The following is a 24,661-nucleotide window of genomic DNA, read 5'->3' on the forward strand; positions in this document are numbered from 1 at the left end:
TTTTATTTATAATCACTTCATAAGAACAAATCACACATTTATGGAGGGATCATGATGAAGTTAACAAAGAAAGCTGCAGGTTTTATCGTACTAGGTGCTTTACTAACGGTGGCATTAACGGGCTGTCAGTCCAGTGATGCTACGCCCCCAACAACCGGACAGAACACAACGAATGAACAAAGCAAAGGCGAAGGAGCAACCAATTCTACTGCGCCTGCTTCAGAAAATTCGGAAGAAAAGGGTACTGAAGCGATTAAGGAAGGTTCGATGGAAAAGGAAGGCAATGTGGTGCTGAAGGAGCTTGCTTTTGTCTATAATGAGCACACCATTGCGATTTCGGATACAGCGAATGAAGATCAGATGGAACAGATGCTGGGCAAACCCGATAACCTGAAATCTCATACGTACAGTGCCGACGATGGAACAAACATGGATACGTTAATCGGTTTTACAGAAAAAGTGTACACGTATCCTGGTCTGGAGATTAAAACAATCAGTATACCGGAGGGGAAACAAGACTCCATCTTTCATATTGAAATCACAGACCCCAAGTATGCGACAGTCCGAAACATTAAAGCAGGAGACAGCCTGGATACACTCAAAAACGCCTACCCTGAGGGGAAACTGCTTGGTGATGGAGCTCCAGATGAGGAGGATGACTTCCGTTACGAGCCATCCAATTATGTGGATGTGATGTCGTTTCATATCAAGGATGCCAAGGTGGAGAGCATTCAGATCTACAGCCTTCTGGACTAATATTTAGGAATCGATGTTGGTAAGCCATTCATACGATTCACCTTTAACACCTGAATAACAATGAAAAGTTAACCCTCATACTCCTGAAAAGGAGCATTGAGGGTTAACGTAGTTTTAGGACCTTTAAATTAAGCGCTGCTTGGGCAAATGCATAATAACGTTGAATTGATCACCATGAATTTCGATTTTGATCTCCCCGCCGTGCAGCTCAACGATACTTTTCACAATGGACATCCCTAGGCCGGAGCCTTCTGTCTGGCGAGATTCATCTGCTCTTTTGAACCGTTCGAACAACTCTTCCGCAGCAAAATCAATCTCATAAGCAGCAGTGTTTTGAATTTTGAATAGCACCAGATCATCAGACTCATCCAAATAAATATAGATTCTGGTTCCCGGAAGCGAATATTTCTGCGCGTTGCCAATTAAATTTTCGAATACACGCCAAATTTTATTGCCGTCCAAATGTGCATGGATCGGGAATTTCGCAATCCTCTCCCGAATCACAGGCGACGCTTGTCCCATACTGGTGTTGGACTCGGCAATCGCCTGTGTCAACAATGTCGCGACATCGACGTACTCAATATCCAGCTCTACTGTACCGCTGGCCATCTTTGAGATTTCGAACAGGTCTTCAATCAACAGCTTCATCCGTAGCGCCTTCCGGTCCAGGGTTTCAATATAGGCTCGGGTGGTCTCACTAGACAGATCTTCTTTTTTTAATAAATCAACATAGTTGATAATAGAAGTAAGCGGGGTTTTCAAATCATGTGATACGTTGGTAATCAGCTCTGTTTTTAACCGTTCGCTCTTCATCTGATTCTCCAGCGCGCTTTGATACCCGGCCTTCATATTGTTAATATAGCCAGCAAGCTTGGATAGATCATCCTTGCCGGTATCCTGAATTGTGTTCTGAATGTTCCCTTCGGCAATCTCTTTGCTCCCGTTGATAATGGCGATGAATCTTCTAAGCTTGGAAAGTATATATGGAACCAAGAACAACACGTAGAGCAACAAATAAAGTAGAAGCCACCCCTGTCCGTAATATGTGACTGCCTGCCAAATACAAATGCCGGCTATCGCGGTTAGCAAAAGCATCATGATGAGGCCAAACGTTAGTCTCCAGTTTTGTAAACTGGCTCTAAGACAGGTTCTCCAAATATGAAAGTAATCCATCAGCAGACTGCCATGCCAGAAGGAACGCCTACTATGGGGTGCCTTAAAATAAAAAACCAGTCTGCTTGCCAGCAGGCAAAGAATAATTAAGGCAAGCAGTGTCTGGATGTAACTTGAGGTTGAATAGCTCAGACTCAACCCCGTGTATGAATACCTGTTTATGAGTACGAGGCTCCATAAAATCGCGGCGACAATGATGACAATAAGGTCGATTGGAACCTTCCGATCGGCTTTATTTTTTCTCGATTTTGTATCCAATTCCCCATACCACCTTTAAATATTTTGGGTCTTTGGGATTGATTTCAATTTTTTCACGAATGTTTCTCACATGTACGGCAACCGTATTGTCTGAAGTGAAGATCAGTTCATTCCACACGCGCTCATAAATCTCTTCGATTGAGAAAACCCTACCCTTATTCTCCATCAGCAGCTCCAAAATTTTGTATTCTTTCGGGGTCAATCTGACGTCCTCTCCATCTATCTCAACAGTCTTCGAGCTTTTGTTCAGCACGAGTCCTCTTACTTGAATGAGCTCATCCCCGTTTGACTGGAAGGAACCTAAATTCGTAAACCGGCGCAGCTGAGATCGGACTCTAGCGATCAGCTCAAGAGGATTGAACGGCTTCGTAATATAGTCATCAGCCCCAACGTTGAGTCCCAAAATCTTGTCGTTATCTTCTGACTTGGCGGAAAGCATAATGATCGGTATATTTTTGTTTTCACGAATTTTAAATGTCGTTTTAATTCCATCGAGCTGTGGCATCATGTTGTCCATGATAATAAGATGAATGGTTTCTTGTTCAAGAATTTCCAGCGCCTCCAATCCGTTAGAGGCAGTTAATACATCCACATCTTCGCTTTTCAAATAAATAACGAGCGCTTCTCGAATTTCCGGTTCATCGTCTACAACAAGAATGTTATTTATAGCCATTATTTCTCACCTTCATCACGATATTTCTTATACTTACTAATCCGGAACTCATGTATCCAGAAAATTCAACATGGCCGGGGAGAGCGTCTGCAAGCATCAGCTCCTCTGGTGATTCTTCCTGATCCGTGTAAAATCCATGCACCCCGAACCTGGACAGAATCTGCATAACCGGTCTGCTGTTGACGGTGTGAACATAACTTTTCACCCCAAACTTATGTAGTGTTGGAACTAAATTGGGGTTTAGATACACGCGGTATACAGGCATGGCAACCGCTGTCAGTTGTTTGTCCCTAACGAATTCTACAATACTTTCGGCGGAGGCGCCAGTTTTGTAAAGTGAATATATTTTGTTTGGAAAGGGGTGGATTCCCATAACCGCGTCATACATTTCCGGGCTGAAAATTTCAGGTATAATCCGGTTGAGCAGTGCAGGATCCGTACGTCGAACCTCATTGACTAGATGCGCAAACTGCTGCTGAATTTGCTCTTTGCTGCCTGCTTTCGTATCCACAATTAAGTCAAAATCAGGATATTGCTGCATCAGCTGCAGTATGTCTGGCAGTGTAAGAGGGTGGAATCTTCCCATGATAAGCGACTTTGCAAATTGAATCCTTGTTACGTTTCGTCCGCGATGAGCCGCCAAATCCGGCTGTAGCCTCTGCGACCAATCATGTCTGGCTACAAGCTTCCCGTCCGTCGTCTGCACAAGATCAACCTCGAACAAACGGTACCCTCTATTGTAATTGGTTATAAATGCCTCATAAGAATTGGTGTAACTAGCCCCGTTAACTCCACCAAATGCATGTGCAATAAGCCTATTTTCCTGCCAGTCGCTGGTGCCAGCTGTAGATTCCAGCTGATTCTGACCTGTCCTAACAAGCCCCCAGTTGCACCAGATCATTCCTGCCGTAATGACTATGAGTAAGCTTAACATCATCGTTTTCTTCATTCGTTCTGCTCCTTTGTTATCCCGATGTAAGTCATACTACAGGACTCAAATGAAGAAGGAGTGGTATAAAAACGAAGGAATTTATGAAGTTTGTACATTTCACTACCAAACGAGATTTCTTCTCTGAAGACCTCTCTCCGAACCTGTATGGATTCTTAAAGTTCTCATAAGATAGATACTAGCATTTTCAACCTCTTTTTTATTGTTCGAAAATTTTCGAATTATGTATTGCAGCTATGTGGGAAGTGTGATATATTTCTTTTCAGGCCAAACAGTTCGAAAATATTCGAACTGAAAACTATACTACGTAAGACAGTATAGAAAATACAGGAGGTAATAACATGTCCAATACAGCAACCGCTGGCAATACTACTAACTCTCTGAAAACCGATGCAAACATCACGATGTTAAATAATTATTTTCGCTTGTTTGATGCATCTCGCACTGACGATCGGGCTATGAAGGACTTGTTATCCTTATTTACGGAGGATGTCGAAGTTATTTCGAACGGTAGCAGCCGAACAGGATTCGAAGTAGTTATTAAGACTATTTATGAATACAACAAAGACATTAAACATATGTGGGATGCATGGGTACTTCAGCCCGACGGCAGTTATCGAACTAACTGGGCAGTATGCGGTCAAGCAGTAGATGGCACGGTTTTCACCAAAGAAGGTATAGATATTATGCGTTTAAATGAAGAGGGAAAGATTATGTATATGAAGAACGTGCAGACGACTGAAGATGCTTACAATGAATATTTCTCGTAAGGGTAGTTGTTACTTAGGTCTTTGGTAAGAAACAATTGCTGGTTTGCTACATAGTAACCCATTTTTTTGATCAGTAGGCATAATTTTATCGACTTATATTTTAGATTCACAGCATTTGTGGCCTTCAACCGAACTATCCTAAAACTAAAGAAACCGATGGAACTTTACATTTGTAAATGCCCATCGGTTTTTATTTTATCTCAACAATAAGATACCTTCTTATTCTGGTGAAAATAGGTCAGGCTGAATAACTGGGCTAGGTGCGTTGCGTAGAGTGAGCCTCGTGCTAATCTAACATGATTTTCTCGTTAACCATCTGATAGTAATACTCATCCATCTGTTCTGCCGTAACATCTTCTTCAAGATGATATATCCACCACGTCTGCATTGAAGTCGATTGCCAAACTGTTAGAGCTAGATATTAAAAAAGTGATTACGTATCATGGTAACGAAGTTACAAATCAGATTAATGACAGTCTCCAGAAGATTGTAAATATGAAATCTATCATTGACCACGAGTGAGGAGCAATCAACCTGGAAGCAAGCAAAACTCTTTTAATGGAATAACTTATCATGATGAAGTCGTCATTTTCGCGGCTTTGTTTATTTTGTTGACTATTGTCAGGTTAGTGTAATTTCCCGTTTTAGTTAACGTTATAATATAAACAGAGTTCAAGACATGAATACAATAAATGGAGGGGTAGGATTGAACAAGTATGTGTTACATATAGTTGCAAGTGTAATTTGCATATTGTTACCTGCTGTTGGTCTCTTATATGTTTTGTGGGATAGCCACCAACCCAAAATAGGACCTGTAGGAGACGGAAAACCGAATTATCCTTCAATATCTCAATGGATATCCATTAGCTCTTCTTTTATTCTTGGAGTAGTTAATTTACCTCTTTCCATAATTCGATATAGACAAAAGACTAAAGAAGATATTAAAAGTTAATGCTTATTACGCTGACGGGCAGGATAGATGAATTTTGTGAATATACGCCAGGTATGCGAACGATAAAAACATAAACTTTTAAGATTAAAGACATGCTACAGTCTTCAGAATCGCAGAATTCATCAAAGGAAGTATAAAAGAACTAGGCAGTAGAGTGCCTATCGTCAGGCAAGAGAAGGGTGATCACGATAAATCTGAATTAAAGCTGGAGGCGAATGAAATGCTGGAATTAGAGTTTACGACTATAGAGGAGTGGGATGAAGCATTGTGGGCGCGGATGGAGCGAATCTATCATGAGGCTTTTCAACGCGGTGCTAAGACAAAAGCGATTCTGCGCAGTATGCTGGACCGGAAAATTGGTTATTTACACACGGGCGTGCATCATGGAGAAGTGGTTGCGATGGCTGTTACTGGACTGGAGGGGAAGGTTGCGGACCGCATTCTGATCATCGATTACCTCGCGGTTGAACAGAAGCTGCGCGGGTTGGGCTTAGGGACCTGGATGCTGGAGCAGCTCAGAGCCTGGGCGTTAAGGGAACACCGGATCAAAGGTATGATTATCGAGGCGGAGTTCGGGACAACGGAGGCTCATCAGGAACGCATTCAGTTCTGGCAACGCAACGGGTTCATCCTAACCTCCTATGTCCATCAATATAGAATGGTGCCAGAGCCGTATCAGGCAATGATGCTGCCAATGGATACAAGTACGCATGTGCCTGATGATGGTGAAGCACTGTTTCGTTATATCAATGCTTTTCACAAGGTTGCTTACCGGAAGAGTTAGACCGCATTCAATGGACCTGCAGGAAATTACCGTAGAGATTAGGATGAAAAATGATCAATTCTTGACTGCATGGTCAATAACTGATACATTAATCCCATGAGCAGACCAAGAGAATTTGATGTCGATCGTGTATTACACCAGTCTATGGAAGTATTCTGGAATCAAGGCTTCAAAGCAACTTCTTATGAGGACCTTACGCGTACTACAGGAGTCAAAAAGCAAAGTTTGTACTGTGTTTTTAAAGACAAGCGATCGTTGTTCCTGAAGGCGTTGGCACTTTACCGTGAACAGGTTATAGCGAAACTGAAAGAGATTGAAACCCTGGATTCGTCTCCCGTTGATAAACTGGATACCTTACGATATTCCCTTTTAGACGATGAAACTGGCTGCCAAGGGTGTCTAATTGTAAATGCATCACTCGAATTCGGAACAGATGACGAGCAGGTCACCCGCGAAGCTGAGCTCATGGCAGAAGAGATTCAACTGGTATTAGAGAAGATCATAAGTAGTGGCCAGAAACAACAGTTAATTTCCAACCGGTATACGAGTATAGAGCTTGCATCTTATCTAAATAACACCATCCTTGGTGTGAGAGTTATGGAGAAATCTGGTTCATCCCGTGAACAGATCGAGACGGTTCTGCGTACTTCATTTGGCATGATCATGTCTTGATCTTTTTTTTGTGAAATTCTTGACTACGAAGTCAAAAATAAATGAAGGCGGATCAATACACCACGAAACCTTGAAGGAGGTGGGGCTTTTCGATAAAGATCGTGTATTGATTCATTTGGAAGTAACATCTAGTTGTTAACCAGGCTGGTTGCTGTTTAACATCTCCTAGGTCAATTTATATAAAACGAAATATGTGGAGGTTATTATGAATTATTCTCAATCCGTAGAAGCATTGTTCCAACCTATAGAGTTAGGTCACTTGAAGTTATCCAATCGGATCGTGATGGCGCCAATGACGCGTCAATTTTCTCCGGACGGTATCCCGGGTTCGAATGTTGCGGGCTATTACCGCCGTAGAGCAGAGAACGCAGTGGGGCTGATTGTGACGGAAGGGACAATAATTAATCATCCGGATGCATCCAATCAAGCCAATGTGCCGCACTTTTATGGCGAAGCTGCAATGAATGGCTGGGCACATGTTGTATCTGAAGTACATGAAGCTGGCGGTCGAATTATTCCACAGATCTGGCATATGGGAGCCAAAGGTCATGTTAATGATTATTCGGAAGCTGAGATTGCTACAATCGTTCAAGAATTCGCAAAAGCAGCCTCAGAAGCGAAACGCGTTGGGTTCGATGGTGTTGAAATCCATGGAGCACACGGCTATCTAATCGACCAATTCCTGTATGAGAAAACCAACTCTCGTACGGATCGTTATGGTGGAGATATGATGGCTCGCACACGTTTTGCAGTTGAAGTGATTGAGGCTTGCCGTAAAGTAGTGGGATCGGAATTCCCTATTGTACTGCGTTTATCTCAGTGGAAGACAGATGATTATCAGGCTAAATTGGCTGAAACACCGGAATTACTGGAGCAGCTTCTCGCACCGTTGGTTCAAGCTGGAGTCGATATCTTCCACTGCTCCACACGCCGTTTCTGGGAGCCGGAATTCGAAGGGTCTGATCTGAATTTTGCTGGTTGGACCAAAAAACTGACTGGTAAACCGACAATCACTGTTGGATCGATTGGTCTTGATGGTGACTTTACAAGTCTGTTCACAGAAGGTAAAGGCGCAAGTAACGTCGGTATAGAGGGATTGGTACAACGACTTCAGAATGATGAGTTTGATCTGGTTGCTGTAGGCCGTGCTCTTCTAGTCGACCCTGAATGGGCTAAGAAAATTCAAGAAGGACGTACTGGTGATCTGGTTCCATTCACAAGAGAGGCGATGACTGTACTTACTTAATTGTAGTTATAATCATTAGGAATATGTATTAATCAAACACACCTTTAAGAGAATGAAACCTTGTCGTAAGATAGGGGAGATCATCTTGGAGGTGTGTTTGTAATGGCAACCAGAGTGAGTTATCCGGTAGAATTAAAGATGAAAGCCATAGAAATGAGACTGGCAGAGGTTTCAGTTTCGGAATTGAGAATTGCACTGCTTTGAATTTCACGCGGGCAGCAGAAGTCCTGAGCTACGTTCCTTTCAACGTCACGATGCAAATTAAAGCATTGGAAGATGAGCTAGGTGTTCGCCTCATCTTCCGCTCAGTTCCGAATCAAGTGCTCAAGCAAACGCTCTTTGAGGGAACCACGGATATTGTTTATATATTGGATGAACCCATTCGCTCGAGTGGACTTTCCGTGGAACCTTTGCTGGAAGAACATTTCCGATTGTTAGCTCCTCCTGATCACCCACTCGCCAAACGAACTGTGCTGCAATTGGAAGATTTCCATGAAGAAGTGTTCCTGACAAATGAGAAGGGGTGTCCATATCGAACGATGTTTGATCGGTCATTTGAGAAAGAGGGCATTGATAACATTACATATTTAGAGTTTCAAAGTGCTGAAGCCATTAAACAATGTGCAATTTCAGGAATCGGTATTGCCTTTCTTCCTGAGATCGTCGCTGAATCTGAAGTTGAACGTGGAGAACTTGTTGTCCTCCCATGGCATATTCCGGACTTGCAGGTATATACACAGATGTTGTGGCATAAAGACAAGTGGCTTTCACCAATGATGTTATCTTTTATAGAAGCAACCAGGGAAGTTTTTGGTTCACAGAATGAAAATAAAACCGTATAGCTTATGTATGAGACATCAAACTGTTGAGCACAGTAAAACGCTGTTGAAAGTAGGGAGACATTATTTATGATTCCATTAGTATACGACCAGATTAACCATTGGGGAAAAGACGATGAATTTTTCCTTGCATTGTTAAAGAGATTAAAAGTAGACTTCATAGCTGACTTGGGCTGTGGAACAGGAAGATGGACTACTCATCTTGTTCAGTGCGGTTATAAAATTACCGCTATAGATCCCAATGAAGAAGCGATTGAATTGGCGAGAAGTAAAGATAATTCTGGAAATGTGAATTGGATTATAGGTGATAGTGCAGAATTACAAACCAATACCTATGATGCGGTAATTATGACAGCTAATGTTGCACAGGTATTTCTTACAGATGATAGTTGGAAGCGAGTAATCTCAGACGTATTCCGATCCCTAAAAATTGGGGGTCACTTTATTTTTGATACAAGAAACCCTTTGGTAAAAGTATGGGAAGAATGGGAGAAGGACAAAACTCCTGACTTAGCTAAAGATAAACTAAGCGGAGATCCTTTAGAAATTTATACAGAATATGAAGGGTTTGAGGGAGATATTTACACTTTCTATGAAATTGTAAAAAATACAAAAACAGACGAAGTGTTAGTTCATGAAAAAATGCAGCTAAGGTTTCGAAATCAAGACGAATTCGATGAATCGCTGAAACAAATCGGTTTTTCGAAAATTAAAACATATGGTGATTGGGAATTCAAACAAGCAAATTCTGAGAATAGATCGTTTATTTTTCATTGTGTAAAATAGCAGTTAGTTAAAAAATGTCGAGGGACAAAAACATGATCCCATTGAAAGTCGCTATTTTAGCGGCTTTTTTATTTATAACTCCAAAACATTGTTTCGTTCAAAATCCATTCAATGAAATTTGTTCATATATGATGAACTGGAGTATGATGGGGGAAGGCGATGCTGATAATTACCATATAATCAATGCCAAGTATAGAGTAATTTTATGTAGGTCTAAAGCTTTTGGACCCGGCTATACAACACCATACTATCTTGAAGGGGGACATCTGTTTTGGATGAGCAGTTTCTAGATTTATTGGCCGAGAAATATGATACCGAAGAAAAAATTATAACAGAGATCATCAACCTTGAAGCGATCTCCAATCTCCCGAAGGGAACCGAGCATTTTGTCAGTGATTTGCATGGGGAGTTCCAGGCTTTTCAGCATGTACTAAGAAACGGTTCGGGTACCGTCAAAGAGAAAATCAAAGAATTATTCCGGAAGGTTTGGACGGATCAAGAAATCAATGATTTTGCGGCGTTGGTTTATTACCCGGAAGAAAAAATACAGCTGGTTATAGGGGAAATGAGCAATAAACAGGCTTTGAACCAGTGGTATAGACTAACAATTGAACACATGCTTAAGCTTATTTCTTATGCCTCTTCCAAGTATACACGCTCAAAATTGCGTAAAGCTCTGCCGGAGCAATATGTATATATTGTAGAAGAGCTTTTATACAAGACGGATTCGACCAACAATAAGGATCCTTATTACGAGGAAATATATCGGCAAATTATATCCTTGGGCCAGGCGGACAATCTCATTATCGGCCTTGCTTATACGACACAGCGCCTGGTGGTTGACCATCTTCATGTGGTTGGAGATATCTATGACCGGGGGCCGTACCCCGATAAAATTATGGATACGCTGATCAACTACCATTCTGTAGACATACAGTGGGGGAACCATGATGTCCTCTGGATCGGAGCCTACGCAGGTTCTCTGGTCTGCCTTGCGAATATTATTCGGATCTGCGCCAGATACGATAATCTGGACATCATTGAAGATGTATACGGAATCAATCTGCGCCCACTGCTAAACCTGGCGGAGAAATATTATGAAGACAATCCGTCCTTCAGACCTAAGTTACAGGCTGGCCATCATGTATCGGAGCAGGAAATTCTGCAGATCACCAAAATTCACCAAGCCATTGCCATGATTCAGTTTAAACTTGAAATCCCGATTATCAAGAGACGCCCATACTTTAATATGTCTGAAAGACTTTTGCTGGAGCAGATTGATTACGACAAAAATGAAATCAACATCTGCGGTAAAACGTACCTGCTGGAAAACACCTGTTTCGCAACCATAAATCCGCAGAAGCCTGAACAATTGCTGGAGGAAGAACGCCAGGTGATGGAAAAGCTGCTGTTTTCCGTTCAGCATTCCGAAAAGATGGCCAGACATATGAATTTTCTTATGAAAAAGGGTAGTCTTTATTTAAAATACAACGGGAATTTGTTAATCCACGGCTGTATTCCTTTGGATGAAGAAGGAAATATGGAAGAAATGCAGATTGAAGACAAGACATATGCGGGCCGTCAATTGCTTGATGTTTTTGAAGATTATTTACGTTACGCCTTTGCGCATCCGGAAGAGACAGAAGATCTGGCGACGGATATGGTATGGTACATCTGGACAGGGGAATGCTCCTCGCTATTTGGAAAGAGAGAAATGACCACTTTTGAACGGTATTTTATCCAAGATAAAGAAGCACATAAGGAGAGAAAGAACCCTTACTACCATTTACGTGAAAATGAAGAGATCACTCGAAAAATTTTGCAGGAGTTTGATTTGAATCCAGATCACGGACATGTCATTAACGGTCACACGCCAGTCAAAGAAAGTCGTGGAGAGAGCCCTGTTAAAGCAAACGGAAAAATGATCGTGATTGACGGCGGTTTTTCCAAAGCCTATCAGTCCACAACGGGCATTGCCGGATATACCTTGTTATACAATTCCTTTGGTATGCAGCTCGTCGCCCATCAGAAATTTAATTCAAAAGAAGATGTGTTATGTAACGGAACGGACGTGTTATCTCTAAAAAGATTGGTGGACAAAGAACTGGCGCGGAAGCTGGTGAGGGAAACCAATGTAGGCGAAAAGCTGCTGTGGAAAATCTCAAATCTGAAGGATCTTCTAGAATATCGCTACATGAAATGAAACGATTGCTAAAAATACACACATGGATCAACTGTTTGAGTGCAATTTGACGTAGACGCTCGTATTGGGCAGGGAAGTAAGAATACCCTGTCTGTGCGAGCCTTTCTTTTGTAACAGTACGATGTAACAACAAACTTTATGACTTACAGTTGAACTAACCGAGGATTTTCAATTGGTGGAGAGGAGGAAGATATGGGCTACAATTCACGGAAGGAAGCAGTATTTGAGGCGAAACGGGTCCGTAACTGTACCATAGCGGCAGGTCGTCGTCATACCGTTGCTCTTAGATCTGACGGAACAGTAATAGCTGTGGGTGATAATAAATACGGTCAATGTAAGGTAAGCGATTGGTGCCATATCGTCGCAGTTGCGACTGGTAATGTTCATATGGCTACGAACACCGGTAATGCACATACAGTTGGTCTTAAATCCGATGGTACGGTAACAGCTATCGGTTGGAATAAGCATGACCAATGCAATGTAAGCGAATGGCGCAATATAGTAACCGTTTCGGCAGGTTGGTGCCGTACTGTCGGGGTTAGATCAGATGGCACCGTGGTTGCGGTGGGGCGAAATAATGGAGGGGAATGCAACGTGAGCAGCTGGCATGATATTGTATCGGTCACGACGGGTGACTGGCATACAGTTGGTCTAAAAATAGACGGAACAGTAACAGCCGTTGGTAACAATAAGTATAACCAATGTAGCGTAAACGACTGGGGCGACATATTAGCTGTTTCGGCGGGGTATCTTCATACTGTTGGGCTTAGATGGGATGGCACGGTAGTGGCTGTGGGTAGAAATAATGAAGGGGAATGCGACGTAAGCGCTTGGCGCGATATTGTAGCAGTTGCAGCGGGGAGTTATCATACCGTTGGTCTTAAGTCTGACGGGACGATGGTTGCTGTGGGTTCGAATAAACATCACCAATGTGATGTAAGTGGCTGGCACGAAATTAGATCTATTTCTGCGGGGTGTGCCTATACAATTGGACTGAAATCGGATGGTACGATGGTTGCTGTGGGTGATAATGATTATGGACAATGTGATGTAAGCGGATGGAGTAGCATCCAACAATAAAATACTAAAAAAGCAGCAGCTGATGTCGGCTGCTTTTATTTATTTGTCGCGGGACAAGAACATGGTCCAATTGAAGTCGCTAATTTAGCGGCTTTTTGTGCATTGGCTTTTGAATAGCACCCTTAATTACATATTCAAGTATTTTCGCATTTAAGTCAGGAAAATGAAAACTGTGTTTACAGGTGGGAGTTCAAATGATGGAGAAGCTGGTGTGACTTAGTATGATTTGAATCCATCACTTCGTCGTAGCCTAAATATAAATATTTACCTCTTGCATAAAGAACATGTGTTCGGTTTATAATATATACAAACATACGTTCTTAAAAGTACAGGAGTGATTTCAGTGTTGACTAAGCAACGAACCATTATGCTCATTGATATGCAGAGCTTTTATGCTTCAGTCGAAAAGGCAAAAATGCCTCAATACAAAAATAGACCATTAGCTGTCGCGGGAGACCCCGCAAGACGTTCTGGAATTATCCTTGCCGCTTGTCCACTAGCCAAAGCGAAGGGTGTATCTACCGCGGAACCACTCTGGCAGTCTCTTCAGAAGTGCCCTGAACTGATCATTGTGAGACCACACATGCAAGAATACATCGAAGTATCCACTCAAATCATGTCCATTATTGAGGAGTTCACCGATCTGGTCGAACCTTACAGTATAGACGAATTATTCGCTGATTTTACAGGGTCTATGCATCTATTTGGTAATGATCCAGTCGATTTGGCCAAGCAAATTCAAGACAAAATCTATAATGAAACAGGCGTATACGCGAGAGCTGGCATTGGTGAAAACAAAATCATCAGTAAATTATGCTGCGATATGATCGCTAAAAAAGCAGAGGGGGGCATTTTCCACTTAAAGAAAGAGGAGTTACACCTCCATATTGGAGATAAGCCCATCCGCGATATGTGGGGGATAGGCTCAAGAATGGAAAAACATCTGTGGAAGATGGGCATCCGAACCATTAGAGACCTGGCGAATACGCCTCTTTCCAAATTAAGAAGTAAGTGGGGTGTTAATGGAGAAGTCATCTGGAGAGTCGCAAATGGACTCGACAATTCGCCGGTAACCGTGAACACGCACAGTACACAAAAGGATATCGGAAACGGAATGACCCTGCCTAGAGATTTCACAGAGGCATGGGAGATCGAAGTGGTTATTCTCGATATCTGTACAGAAGTATGCAGAAGAGCCCGGCAAAAGGGACTGATGGGTAGTGTCGTATCCGTAAGTGTGTCTGGAGCGGATTTTGACCACCCCACTGGTTTTCACAGGCAGGTTAAACTGTCTGATCCTACAAACATAACCGTTGATGTATGCAAGATAGCCAAACGCATATTCCATCAACACTGGGATGGGCAACCTGTGCGCCGTGTAGGCGTATCCCTGTCTCAATTATCCAACGCGGATACATATCAACTATCTTTTTTTGATGATCAAGAGCAGAAACGGGCCATTGATCAGGTGATGGACGACATTAAGGATCGATTTGGCGACATTGCCATTCTACGAGCGAGCTCCATTACGGCTGCGGGTCAAGCGATCGATCGAGCATCTAAAATTGGGGGGCATTATAAATGAGCAAAAAACTGGAGGCCAATGGATTATGGGAATCGAGCCGCATGATGCTTCCTCAACATAAAGAACGAATTATACAGCATCGAACTCAAATTCATTATCAAGCGAAACCACTGATCCATGAAGATGAGTGGGAGATTATTACTCAGAATATAGATATGTCGCTCAATTATACATTGCAAGCCACCTTTGAAATATTTACTGAGTCAGGCAATCGGTATAAACACGGGATCGTCACTTCAGTCAGTACCTTTGGGAAGAAAATCAAAATTGAAATGGAGAATGGATTTGAATGGGTCGATTTTGATCAATTGGTCGCTGTAAAACTTGAAGAAGGAGGCGTGTAAATTGCGACAGACTTTCGAGGAACTTTCACTCGTGAAGAGGGTGGTGGAGCTCCCTTATCTTTTAGGTGCTCTGGAGGTAGATAAGCATAAAATATACGCTTCCAACTTCAAAATGAAATCTGTGTATGTTGACTACCTGGACGGTACCCAAAAGAAAATTGCTTTAGAGATGTACAAATCAAAACAAAGGCTAAAGGAACATCATATTAAAATCATAGATGAAGTGAGATCTGAGCTGAGTTTAACGGTAGATTATTCGGTGAGAGGTTACATTCATAAAATGACATTATTATGGAGCAAAGTAAAAGTGGATGTAACCTTAATGCTTACTGAACATATGAACGTTGATATTACTGATTTGCTCAAATGAACATAGAAAATAAGATGTACCTGCGAACAAGCCGCGATGTATATCAAGAAGAATAATCGTCATAATAAGGAAATGTTGCTGTAAGAAGGGAGGTAAGGGTAGTGGATGATCAATCTGCCATGAACACAAAAGAGGAAAATATCACCAAAAGTTTGAACGAATCCTTGGGTAGAATTGAAGAAATCTTTACGAATACTCCCGACTTAATCATCCGAAAGTTAAGCATAAAACAGACCGGAGAACTAGCCGCTATAATCTATATGGAAGAATTGACAGATAAAGCGTCACTTAATCAAAATGTTCTTGCTCCGCTTCAACTAGAAACCGGAAATCCTTCCGGAGATTTCATTACAACAGTGGGTTATGTAAAACCTCACTCCAAGTGGGAAGAGCTCAGACTTTCCATTATACTCGGCTACAGCGTGTTATTTATTGAAGGAAGAAGTACTGCATACGCATTAGATACAAAAGGATTTCCGCAACGCGCTGTTGAGGATCCTCAGCAGGAGCCCTCACTGAAAGGGGCTCATCAAGGATTTATAGAGACAGGTTCTCAAAATATAGCCATGATCCGTCGTTATATTGCGGACAAAGAGTTAAAGGTGAAGCGGTATATTGTTGGGCAGCGGGGACAAACGCCAGTATCTTTGCTTTATTTGGAAGATGTGATCCAGCCGGACATCATTAAAGCACTGGAAGAACGGATTCAATCCATTGATGTGGATGCCATCATTAACACCGGAGAATTGGCTGAATTTATTGAGGACCAACCACTTGCGTTGCTTCCCCAAATGATTACGACAGAAAGACCGGATACGGCAGCTTCTCAAATACTGCAAGGCCGTTGTGTCGTTGTAGTCGATGGTTCGCCAAGTGTTCTGGTTGCGCCAGCTACGTTCATGTCTTTTTTTCAGACGGTTGATGATTACAGTTCCAGATGGTCCATTTCGTCATTCCTCAGAATATTGCGCATCTTTGCCTTTTTCATTGCTATTTTTTTACCTGGAATTTTTATAGCCGTCATTTCGTTTCATTTTGAGATTATACCTTTGAAGCTTCTATTAACGCTTGGTGAGTCACGGGGGCAAGTTCCGTTCCCGCCATTTGTAGAGGCGATTATTATGGAAATAACACTTGAGATGTTAAGGGAAGCGGGAGTTCGCCTTCCAGCTCCAGTAGGACAAACGGTAGGAATCGTTGGCGGTATTGTCATTGGTCAGGCAGTTGTGGAGGCAGGGTTGATCAGCAATGTAATGGTTATCGTAGTGGCTTTTACAGCTATTTCATCTTTTATTATTCCCAATCAAGACATGATGGCAGCTGTACGCATCATGCGGTTCATGATGATGATACTAGCTACCTGGTTCGGGTTTGTTGGACTGGTGGTGGGCATGATGAGCTTCATCGGTCGACTTATAACATTAAACTCGCTCGGTGCCTCCTATAGCACACCTATAGCTCCATTTAGGGCCATGGATTGGAAGGATACCTTACTGCGGGTACCGTTGTGGATGATGAACAACCGCCCCGCAAGCACGAATTCACGCCAGTCAAAAAGACAGGGTAAAAGCAGAGGATGGAAGGAGAATAAATAGAACATGAAGTCATTACGCCCGGTAACGATGCTTCAATTCATTCTTATTATTTCTTCTTTCCAAATCAGTGTTGCTTTTTTGTCTATTCCCAGAGAGCTGGCGAGGCATGCGGGAACAGATGGCTGGATGGTCATTTTCTTAGGCTGGGGGCTGGCCACGATATCCTCTGTAGTAATCGTCAAGCTGATGAAACATAGTCCAGACAGTTCAATACTCGAATTGATTCAGCGTTATACTGGCGTGTGGGCAGCAAAAGTAGCTGCTTTTATATTTATGATCTATTATTTGCTTCTGGCATATGACGGTTACATGATCGCTTCACTCGTTATTAAATTATGGTTATTGCCAAGCACGTATATCTATATTCTAGTTCTGCTGCTGCTCATCCCCACATTCCAGATTGCGCAACATGGTTTTCAGGCGATCGGGCGGTACAGCGAAATAGTCACAATGCTCTCCATATGGATTCCGTTCATTTATATATCTACACTGAGTAATGCCCATTGGCTCTATTTACTGCCCATCTTAAAAGAGGGATGGCTTCCGATTCTTTCATCCGTAAAATTTATGATCTATCCGATGCTTGGCATCGGCCTGGTTTTGTTTCTCTATCCCCAACTAGTCAACAAAGAAAAAGCATTACCTGCCATGATCATCTCCAACACGCTTACTTGCATCGTTTACTTGGGAATCACCCTGATTTGTTACGTGTACTTTAGTCCTGATGAGATCGGGGAGTATAACGACCCCGTGATTAGCATTATGAAGTCCGTTGAATTTCAGTTTATTGAGCGGGTGGAAGTGGTATTCATCGCATTTTATCTGTTCGTGTTTTCTTGCATATGGATTCCCTCCATGTATATTGTCTCGAGATGCTCCGCGTCCCTGGTAGGAAAAGGTCAGGAAAGATTCCACCTTGCCGTGTGGTGTATTGTCATTGAAATTAGCTTTCTCCTCTATCGGCCCAGCTTTATCAAATCTACTCAAATAAACTACGCACTCAATTATATTGGTTTTATGATGGAGTTTGCTCTGCCTGCGGGTATTCTTCTATATGTAGCGATCCGCAAAAAGATGGGTGGGGGGCAACGCACATGAGATGGGTCGGAAAATTCATTATCTCGGTTGTTTCCTGCATTTTATTGGTTGCGCTCGCAGGTTGCGCCAGTGACAAAACCAATTTGGAAGATGCAACGGTTCCTTTGGCTCTTGGGTTGGATGTCAAAGATAAAAAGCTCCATTATTATATATCTGCCCCTGTATTCAGTAAAGACATTCAAAAGAAAAGCCGTGAAGGGGGAGGAATAGCAGAAGGTTTAAGACAGTCGAGAAATCAGCAGGATGCCCAATTTCCCGGTTCGCTTGCGGGACGTAATTTTCAAGTCATCATTGTAGGGAAACAATTGCTTCAATATAAGGATTGGTTTAAAGTACTTGATGTCATGTTTCGCGATCCTCGCAATACGATTACCGACCGCATCATTGCTTTTGACGGTCCTATGGAGGATATTTTTAATTTTCAAGCCAAAGATCAACCGCCGTTACCTTTATTTATAAAAGCAATTGTCGATTCAGGAAGCAGAAGTTCAGCTACGGTAAAAACAACCGCGCAGGAGCTACATAGACAATTGTATGATCGAGCGATGACGCCTTCCATATCGGAAATCAAGATCGAAAATAATAAAATCATGCTAAAAGGAACAACTCTTTTATCCCGAAAAGGGGAGTACAGAACTTCGCTGACCTATCAGGAGACGTCACTTCTTCACATTCTGAAAAATGAAGCTAAACCAGGGGTCAGTCTCACTTTTTCTGTTGATGATTTACAACAAACCATGCCATTTAACATCGACAAAGTGAGTTTTTCTTTAGGTGACATTTCGGTAAAAACGAAATCCTCTCATGAAAAAGGCAGATTTCAATTCAACATTAAAGTGAAGTCGATCGTCAGCATAACTGAAAAGTTTCTTGAATTTGAACTTCTGGAAAATTCCGAGGAAATGGCAAATAAATTAAGCAAGGAAATGAAAAAAAACATGGAGGCGCTTATTAAAAAGTGCCAAAATTATAATATCGATCCTTTCGGGTATGGTTTTTATGCCAGGGCATATCAGTATCCCTTATACAAGGAAGCACAGGCCGACTGGGGGAAAGAACTATCCCGAGCACATTTTGATGTGGAAGTTGATCTTCGAATCGGCGCCACTGGAGCAGTAGAGTAATCGAGTTGAAACGGTTGTTTTGTTGTTAACACCCAATAGTTACATTCTGGTTCCTATCTAATAAAAAGGTGCCTACTTTTCAAGTAGCATGAGAAATTTTAAGATGAAATTTTGTAGAAGATATGCATATTGTGATCGTTCAATTTACCGATTAAGTTGGAGATTAGACGAAAGTAATTGAGGGGATGGTAGCGTCATGCCAATTGAAATCAAAGACATTGTGTCTAAGAAAATATTAAGTGAAGTAAAAGGTTATCTAGATATTGGTTTTACTCATTCACTAAATCCCTATACGGGTTGTGCATTTGCTTGCGAATACTGTTACGTCAGAGAAATGCATATTCAAAAGTTTAAGGATATTCCTTGGGGATCGTGGGTGGATGTCAAGAAAAATGCAGCAGAAAACTATCTAAAGGAAGTCTCTCTTCTACGACGTAAAAACAAACCCATAAGTATATTCATGTCATCAGCCACAGATCCTTATCAACCTGTAGAGCAGAGGGCAAATATTACAAGAAGCCTACTGGAAGAAATGGATAAAAACCCACCAGATTCACTTCAAATTCAAACTAGAAGCCCGTTGGTTGCCAGAGACCTTGATATACTACTGAAATTAAAGGAAAAATGTAGAATTATGGTTTCAATGACAATCGAGACAGATCGCGAAGACGTGAAGCGCATTTTTTCGCCCTATGCTCCTGGAATAAATTTAAGAGTTAAAGCCTTGAAAAAGATAAAGGATGCAGGGATACATACACAAGTATCTATTTCCCCTGTGCTACCTTTTTCACCTAATTTCGCTAACATGATACAGGGCATAACTGATCGAATTTGGATTGATACGCTATTGATTGGTGATGGTCAAATGGGGATGAGATCTGAGCGTTTAGGGATGCCACAATTCTTTGAGGCGAACGGCTGGGACAAATGGTATGAGAGAAGCATTCATCTAAAAGTGGAAAAATATTTTAAGGCAAGGTTCCCATCTGAAATAATTCATGTATCTAAAAACAGCGCATATCCATTTTGATTTTAACTAGCCATTCATTTAATGAGGATCTTGTCCGTTTTTTCTTTATGCAATAGAAATATTGCAGAAACTCGTGTTCGAAGATCAACTTTCTCTTACGAATCAATGGAGGACGCATGAGTCCTCCATTGACTTAACTTGAAGATGTAGAGGAATTTATTCTATTTTGAAATGACCGTGGAGTAACAATTTGACATCATTCACTCTGATGAATATCGTTTGGAAGTTCATCATTGAGTTTCTGGTACCCGAGTCCCCATGTTTCCATAGAGAATATAATTGGTTTCAGTGAATTTCCTAAATCACTTAAGCTGTATTCGACTCTCGGAGGGACTTCTGCAAAAACAGTACGAATGACAATTCCATCCTCTTCCATAGAACGTAAATTTTCAGTGAGAACCTTTTGACTGATCTCAGGTATACTTTTACGAAGTTCTCCGAATCGATGAGTTCCCTTCAAAAGATCCCTCATAACCAATAACTTCCACTTGTTACCTATCAATCCAACTGTCGTAGCGACGGGACACAACGGCAACTCTTTTTTTGAAATCACTACATTATCACCTCCAATAGTTACTATTAGGTTCCTATATAACAAAAAGGTGCCTACTTTCAAAACAATACATTGCTTATATTATAATTCTGTCGATGAAAAATCAAATGAGAATGAATGAAGGGAGGAGGGAGTTTGCAAGAGAGTTTATGGATGCAACTGAGTGAATATTTTTGAATCATATGTTAACGTTCTTGAATTCTTGGAGACAGCATTTAAAGATCAGTTTATTGGCATTGATGGGTTCTACACTTATCGGAGTTACATTAGGTACCTTATCAACTACATACGGTCGTTCCGAGAAATGGGACCTAATGAATACAGTATCCGGGTTACAAGGTGTGTCCATGTCTTTACTTGAATCTGTACAAGGGATAACTTCTCTGTAACCTAAAGATAAAATAATAGTTACAAAAAGGTTCCTATGCAACATTAAGGTGCCTACTTACCAATTATCTAAAGTAGAGATAAAATTTAAGTGAAGGCATATGCTCACGAAAATAGAAAGGGGTTTAAATATGACGATTACAGAAAACAAACAATTGATGTATCGTTTCACGAACTTCATTAATACGGCAAGCAAAGAACTTGCTGAAGAGTTGATTGCTCCAGATGCTGTTTTTTATGTACCTATGCAAAAAGAACCAATGAATGGTCCAAGTGGTTATCTCTCCATAATTCATATGATGAGATCTGGTTTTTCCGATATACAATGGACTGTTAAGGAGCTGGTAGCAGAAGAGGATCTAATAGCAGCTCATTTTGTCATGAAGGGCACACAAGACGGAGAGTTTCTCGGGTTTCCACCAACGAGCAAAAAAATCGAAGTAAATGCAATGAATTTTTATCGGATCTCTAATGGCCAAATTATTGAAGAGTATGGTCAACCCGATATGCTTGGCTTGCTTCAACAAATAGGGGCAATTCCAAAAGCATAATTACATCTCATTGATCTGGGCATCGTTCCTAAAAAATTGGGAGTTGGATAAATAGATTAAAGTCGAAGAGGGAATGCATTTTGCACTCCCTCTTCTTAGTGATTTTACAATTAGGAAGATATAATCTTCTAGTTTTAGCCTAGTTTTCGCGAACCATTGAACCACACGGATTGGATTGACAAGGTATCTGAAATATTAGTGATCGGATCACCGTTTATGAGAATAAGATCAGCACGTGCACCCTCGGTAATCCGACCACGATCATGTAGATTAAAGCAACGGGCCGGTTTGGAAGTAGCCGACTGAAGAGCTTCGATCGGAGTGAACCCAGCCTTCACCAGCAGCTGCATTTCGTGGTGAACACTGGCCCCATGAGCAAGGCCGCCAAGGTTCGGAACTGGAACCGGTGCGACATCCGTCCCTACAAGAATATCAACTCCGGCACGGTGAAGATCCATCACATTTTTAAAGCTGTTCTCCATATTGCCTTGTGGGAATGTATTGAAGCTTGAGTTCAAAATATCGATCCAATCCGGACTTAATTTGGAATGAACTCGTGGATCATTAGCCAATTCCGATGCCGGATTACCAATAATTGATGAATTCAAAACCAAGCACGGTGTAACAAAAGCTCCAGAATCAGCTATGGATTTAACCAATTCGGACGTGTACTCGGGTCTGTCGATAAACAAGTGGCCCAAACCGTCGACTCCAAAATCGATGGCTGCTTTCGATGAAAGAGCCGTCAAAACGTGGGCAATGACCAACTTATCGAACTTGTGGGCTTCAGTAACGGCTGTTTTTAGAATCTCATCACTTAGAACAGGCAGGCCGGGTGCACCCATAACCGTTCCCTCTTCAATCATGATCTTAATATAGTCAGATCCATTCTCCAATTGGGTATGCACATGTTTGATCGCTTCTTCAACCGTCGTCACTTGAGGTATTTCGTCGTGATCGTGAGCGTAAGCGGCCAACATTGCTTCCCGGTCTTCCTCCGATAACTGCTCTAGTTTCTTTAATACGAATTCAGGTATTTCATCTCCATCAGGCAGTAATTCATCTGGGTGCCCACCAGGAGCGGTAATCGCTGTACCAGCAGATCGGACGTCTGCGATGTCATCGACATTTTTTAGCTGAATTTCGCGCCCTCTTTTAGTAAAATCGCCGTTCATTTCGAGTTCTGTTGTAACACCGAATTTTAAGGCATCTCGTAATCCGCCAATTGAGGTATGAACATGTGCATCAATTAGACCAGGTATTAATGTCGCATTTTCTCCATCGATAATTGTTGCGTCGCTTGGGATGTCTCCGCCCACTGAAATAATGGACACCCCTTTAATGACAATATGTCTGGGAACAATAATTTGATATCCATCAAAGATTCGTACATTTGTAATCGCCGTAATTTTTTCTAACCCAGCATTCTGATTTAATTTCTCCATCATAACTCCTCCTAATGTGTTTGTGATTCAACACTTCGGAGTATAACTGTTAGATATCTAACAGTCAATAGTCTAACTTTTGTTTGACAAGCCTACTGGGATCACTGTATATTTTAGCTACTTACAATTAGATTCCTAACAATTACAGAGGGGACGATGGACGGTCATGCATTCCCGAGAAGATACGCCTTATATGGATTTGTTTCAAATTATCGGTCTTAAGTTAAAGAAAAGAGCGGATGAGAGTATAAAAGAGCTAGGATTAAGTTCTCAACAAGGAAAAGTAATCGATTATATTTATGAGAATCAAGACAATCATATTATTCAAAAGGATCTTGCAGATCGGTTTCATTTGCGTGGGGCAAGCGTTACAAGCATGCTTCAAGGTTTAGAGCAAAAAGGTTTCATCGAACGTAAAATCCCGGCCAATAATGAACGGCAAAAAAATATTTATGTATTACCAAAAGCGGTTGACTTAATTGAAGACTTCAATAACTCATTTCAAAAAGTGGAGGATGAAATCGTTCAAGCCCTTAATGACGAGGAGAAGCAAATCTTAAAGAAATTACTGATCAAAATTAATGAACGCATATAACAGACGGGCAGGCAGAGGTAATCGGTGGCGTACTGGTTGGCTTTTTTTGTGGTTGTTTTACGATAGGGTGGAGCTGGCTGAACGTGGCGGCTTATGTTTATTTTGCCATGCACAGGGTGAACGATTATCATTAATTAGTTTATAGTCGTTCGTTTTTTTCTTGTTTATTCATTCTCTTTTTTTCTGAATTAATTCATTTAATATAATAGATTCAAAACACTCGTCAAGAACTTCGCTTAATTAAAAAATAGAGGAGTAACTTATGAAAGAAGAAATTATAAAAAAATATTTCTCTATGTGGGTAACTAGAGATTTTACGTTTTTAGATATGTATTTTTCTGATGATATTATCTACCGCGAATGTTATGGAGCAATGTATGTGGGTATAGAGGAAGTCCATTTGTGGATCAAAAAAATGTTACTCAAGCAAGTTGTTTTAAAATGGAAGATTAAAAATATTCATCAAGTAAATGAAACCTTATTTTTTGTAGAATGGTATTTTAAAGCAAAAGAAAAACAACTTTATTCATTTGATGGGATATCAATGATTAGATTTGATGGAAATAAAATCCGATTAATAGAAGAGTATGAAGCTACACATGAAACTTTTAGACCATGTAAGATTGATTAAAGATGTCGAGGGACAAGAACATGTTCCTATTACCGAATAGGTGTATTCGTTATTTTGCACTTTAATTCATCAAGCTAACGGGAAACAATGTTCCATAAAACCAAAGGAGGCCGCCGATCAATAGGATCGGCGGCTTTATTCGACTACCGGGTGGAAACTACGCTTTGTGAAGAAGATTATGCAACGGTGGTGAAAGAAGCTTTACTTCAATA

General features: G+C 41.3%; 24 protein-coding genes. 19 read left to right on the top strand and 5 right to left on the bottom strand.

Annotated features, from left to right (window positions below; genetic code table 11):
* The first annotated feature begins 51 nt into the window (after positions 1-51).
* Positions 52-756: a hypothetical protein gene (locus tag NZ043_RS25720; RefSeq protein WP_339309592.1), complete on the top strand. Its 705-nt coding sequence runs from the start codon at positions 52-54 to the stop codon at positions 754-756.
* Between the two features lie 123 nt (positions 757-879).
* On the opposite strand, the gene NZ043_RS25725 is transcribed toward NZ043_RS25720, so the two are convergent.
* From NZ043_RS25725 to NZ043_RS25735, 3 genes are all read right to left on the bottom strand, one after another.
* Positions 880-1,770 (bottom strand): HAMP domain-containing sensor histidine kinase, encoded by an 891-nt coding sequence (locus tag NZ043_RS25725; protein WP_339309593.1) that lies wholly within the window; start codon positions 1,768-1,770, stop codon positions 880-882.
* Positions 1,771-2,161: 391 nt separating this feature from the next.
* Positions 2,162-2,860, bottom strand: coding sequence for a response regulator transcription factor (locus NZ043_RS25730; RefSeq protein ID WP_091029908.1), 699 nt, complete (start codon positions 2,858-2,860; stop codon positions 2,162-2,164).
* Complete coding sequence (locus NZ043_RS25735; protein WP_339309594.1) at positions 2,847-3,809, bottom strand: phosphatidylinositol-specific phospholipase C/glycerophosphodiester phosphodiesterase family protein; 963 nt, start codon at positions 3,807-3,809, stop codon at positions 2,847-2,849. The genes NZ043_RS25730 and NZ043_RS25735 overlap by 14 nt, the downstream gene beginning before the upstream one ends.
* Positions 3,810-4,150: 341 nt before the next feature.
* Here NZ043_RS25735 and NZ043_RS25740 point away from each other — a divergent pair, with 341 nt between their 5' ends.
* The 15 genes from NZ043_RS25740 (at position 4,151) to NZ043_RS25810 (ending at position 20,287) form a co-directional block, all read left to right on the top strand.
* Positions 4,151-4,579, top strand: coding sequence for a nuclear transport factor 2 family protein (locus NZ043_RS25740; protein ID WP_091029903.1), 429 nt, complete (start codon positions 4,151-4,153; stop codon positions 4,577-4,579).
* Positions 4,580-5,751: 1,172 nt separating this feature from the next.
* On the top strand, positions 5,752-6,315 hold the full coding sequence (locus tag NZ043_RS25745; RefSeq protein ID WP_091029898.1) for a GNAT family N-acetyltransferase: 564 nt from the start codon (positions 5,752-5,754) through the stop codon (positions 6,313-6,315).
* A gap of 96 nt (positions 6,316-6,411) precedes the next feature.
* Complete coding sequence (locus NZ043_RS25750; RefSeq protein ID WP_091029895.1) at positions 6,412-6,987, top strand: TetR/AcrR family transcriptional regulator; 576 nt, start codon at positions 6,412-6,414, stop codon at positions 6,985-6,987.
* A gap of 205 nt (positions 6,988-7,192) precedes the next feature.
* Entirely contained in the window at positions 7,193-8,233 is a 1,041-nt protein-coding gene (locus NZ043_RS25755) for an NADH:flavin oxidoreductase (RefSeq protein WP_206105745.1), read from the top strand.
* A 200-nt stretch (positions 8,234-8,433) separates the two neighbouring features.
* Positions 8,434-9,075 carry a LysR family transcriptional regulator gene (locus tag NZ043_RS25760; protein ID WP_339309595.1) on the top strand — a complete coding sequence of 214 codons (642 nt, stop codon included), beginning with the start codon at positions 8,434-8,436 and terminating at the stop codon, positions 9,073-9,075.
* Positions 9,076-9,141: 66 nt separating this feature from the next.
* Complete coding sequence (locus tag NZ043_RS25765; RefSeq protein WP_339309596.1) at positions 9,142-9,858, top strand: class I SAM-dependent methyltransferase; 717 nt, start codon at positions 9,142-9,144, stop codon at positions 9,856-9,858.
* A gap of 271 nt (positions 9,859-10,129) precedes the next feature.
* Positions 10,130-12,061, top strand: coding sequence for a fructose-1,6-bisphosphatase (locus NZ043_RS25770; protein WP_249913579.1), 1,932 nt, complete (start codon positions 10,130-10,132; stop codon positions 12,059-12,061).
* Between the two features lie 192 nt (positions 12,062-12,253).
* Positions 12,254-13,141 carry a chromosome condensation regulator gene (locus NZ043_RS25775; RefSeq protein ID WP_339309597.1) on the top strand — a complete coding sequence of 296 codons (888 nt, stop codon included), beginning with the start codon at positions 12,254-12,256 and terminating at the stop codon, positions 13,139-13,141.
* A 346-nt stretch (positions 13,142-13,487) separates the two neighbouring features.
* Complete coding sequence (locus NZ043_RS25780; RefSeq protein WP_249913581.1) at positions 13,488-14,726, top strand: DNA polymerase IV; 1,239 nt, start codon at positions 13,488-13,490, stop codon at positions 14,724-14,726.
* Positions 14,723-15,070: a YolD-like family protein gene (locus tag NZ043_RS25785; protein ID WP_249913582.1), complete on the top strand. Its 348-nt coding sequence runs from the start codon at positions 14,723-14,725 to the stop codon at positions 15,068-15,070. The genes NZ043_RS25780 and NZ043_RS25785 overlap by 4 nt, the downstream gene beginning before the upstream one ends.
* Before the next feature lies 1 nt (position 15,071).
* On the top strand, positions 15,072-15,440 hold the full coding sequence (locus NZ043_RS25790; RefSeq protein ID WP_091029878.1) for a hypothetical protein: 369 nt from the start codon (positions 15,072-15,074) through the stop codon (positions 15,438-15,440).
* Between the two features lie 119 nt (positions 15,441-15,559).
* The gene (locus NZ043_RS25795) at positions 15,560-17,035 is read left to right on the top strand and encodes a spore germination protein (RefSeq protein WP_289392800.1); all 1,476 of its coding nucleotides are present in this window, start codon (positions 15,560-15,562) and stop codon (positions 17,033-17,035) included.
* Between the two features lie 3 nt (positions 17,036-17,038).
* Positions 17,039-18,133 carry an endospore germination permease gene (locus tag NZ043_RS25800; RefSeq protein ID WP_339309598.1) on the top strand — a complete coding sequence of 365 codons (1,095 nt, stop codon included), beginning with the start codon at positions 17,039-17,041 and terminating at the stop codon, positions 18,131-18,133.
* Positions 18,130-19,257 carry a Ger(x)C family spore germination protein gene (locus tag NZ043_RS25805; protein ID WP_339309599.1) on the top strand — a complete coding sequence of 376 codons (1,128 nt, stop codon included), beginning with the start codon at positions 18,130-18,132 and terminating at the stop codon, positions 19,255-19,257. Before NZ043_RS25800 ends, NZ043_RS25805 begins: the two co-directional genes overlap by 4 nt.
* 196 nt (positions 19,258-19,453) lie before the next feature.
* A complete protein-coding gene (locus tag NZ043_RS25810) occupies positions 19,454-20,287 on the top strand; it encodes a radical SAM protein (protein ID WP_339309600.1) in 834 nt (277 codons plus the stop codon).
* Between the two features lie 196 nt (positions 20,288-20,483).
* On the opposite strand, the gene NZ043_RS25815 is transcribed toward NZ043_RS25810, so the two are convergent.
* A complete protein-coding gene (locus NZ043_RS25815) occupies positions 20,484-20,840 on the bottom strand; it encodes a helix-turn-helix domain-containing protein (protein WP_036613919.1) in 357 nt (118 codons plus the stop codon).
* A gap of 518 nt (positions 20,841-21,358) precedes the next feature.
* Between NZ043_RS25815 and NZ043_RS25820 the strand changes: the two genes are divergently transcribed.
* Positions 21,359-21,778 (top strand): ester cyclase, encoded by a 420-nt coding sequence (locus tag NZ043_RS25820; protein ID WP_091029868.1) that lies wholly within the window; start codon positions 21,359-21,361, stop codon positions 21,776-21,778.
* 134 nt (positions 21,779-21,912) lie between these two features.
* Here NZ043_RS25820 and NZ043_RS25825 read toward each other — a convergent pair whose 3' ends face one another.
* Complete coding sequence (locus tag NZ043_RS25825; protein ID WP_339312871.1) at positions 21,913-23,223, bottom strand: amidohydrolase family protein; 1,311 nt, start codon at positions 23,221-23,223, stop codon at positions 21,913-21,915.
* Positions 23,224-23,389: 166 nt separating this feature from the next.
* Here NZ043_RS25825 and NZ043_RS25830 point away from each other — a divergent pair, with 166 nt between their 5' ends.
* Together NZ043_RS25830 and NZ043_RS25835 are read left to right on the top strand one after the other, a co-directional pair.
* Positions 23,390-23,818 carry a MarR family transcriptional regulator gene (locus tag NZ043_RS25830; protein WP_091029863.1) on the top strand — a complete coding sequence of 143 codons (429 nt, stop codon included), beginning with the start codon at positions 23,390-23,392 and terminating at the stop codon, positions 23,816-23,818.
* Positions 23,819-24,080: 262 nt separating this feature from the next.
* Positions 24,081-24,449 (top strand): nuclear transport factor 2 family protein, encoded by a 369-nt coding sequence (locus NZ043_RS25835; protein WP_289389288.1) that lies wholly within the window; start codon positions 24,081-24,083, stop codon positions 24,447-24,449.
* The last annotated feature ends 212 nt before the right edge of the window (positions 24,450-24,661 follow it).

Origin of the sequence: Paenibacillus sp. FSL k6-2145, assembly GCF_037976585.1 — a bacterium.
Taxonomy (GTDB): Bacteria; Bacillota; Bacilli; order Paenibacillales; family Paenibacillaceae; genus Paenibacillus.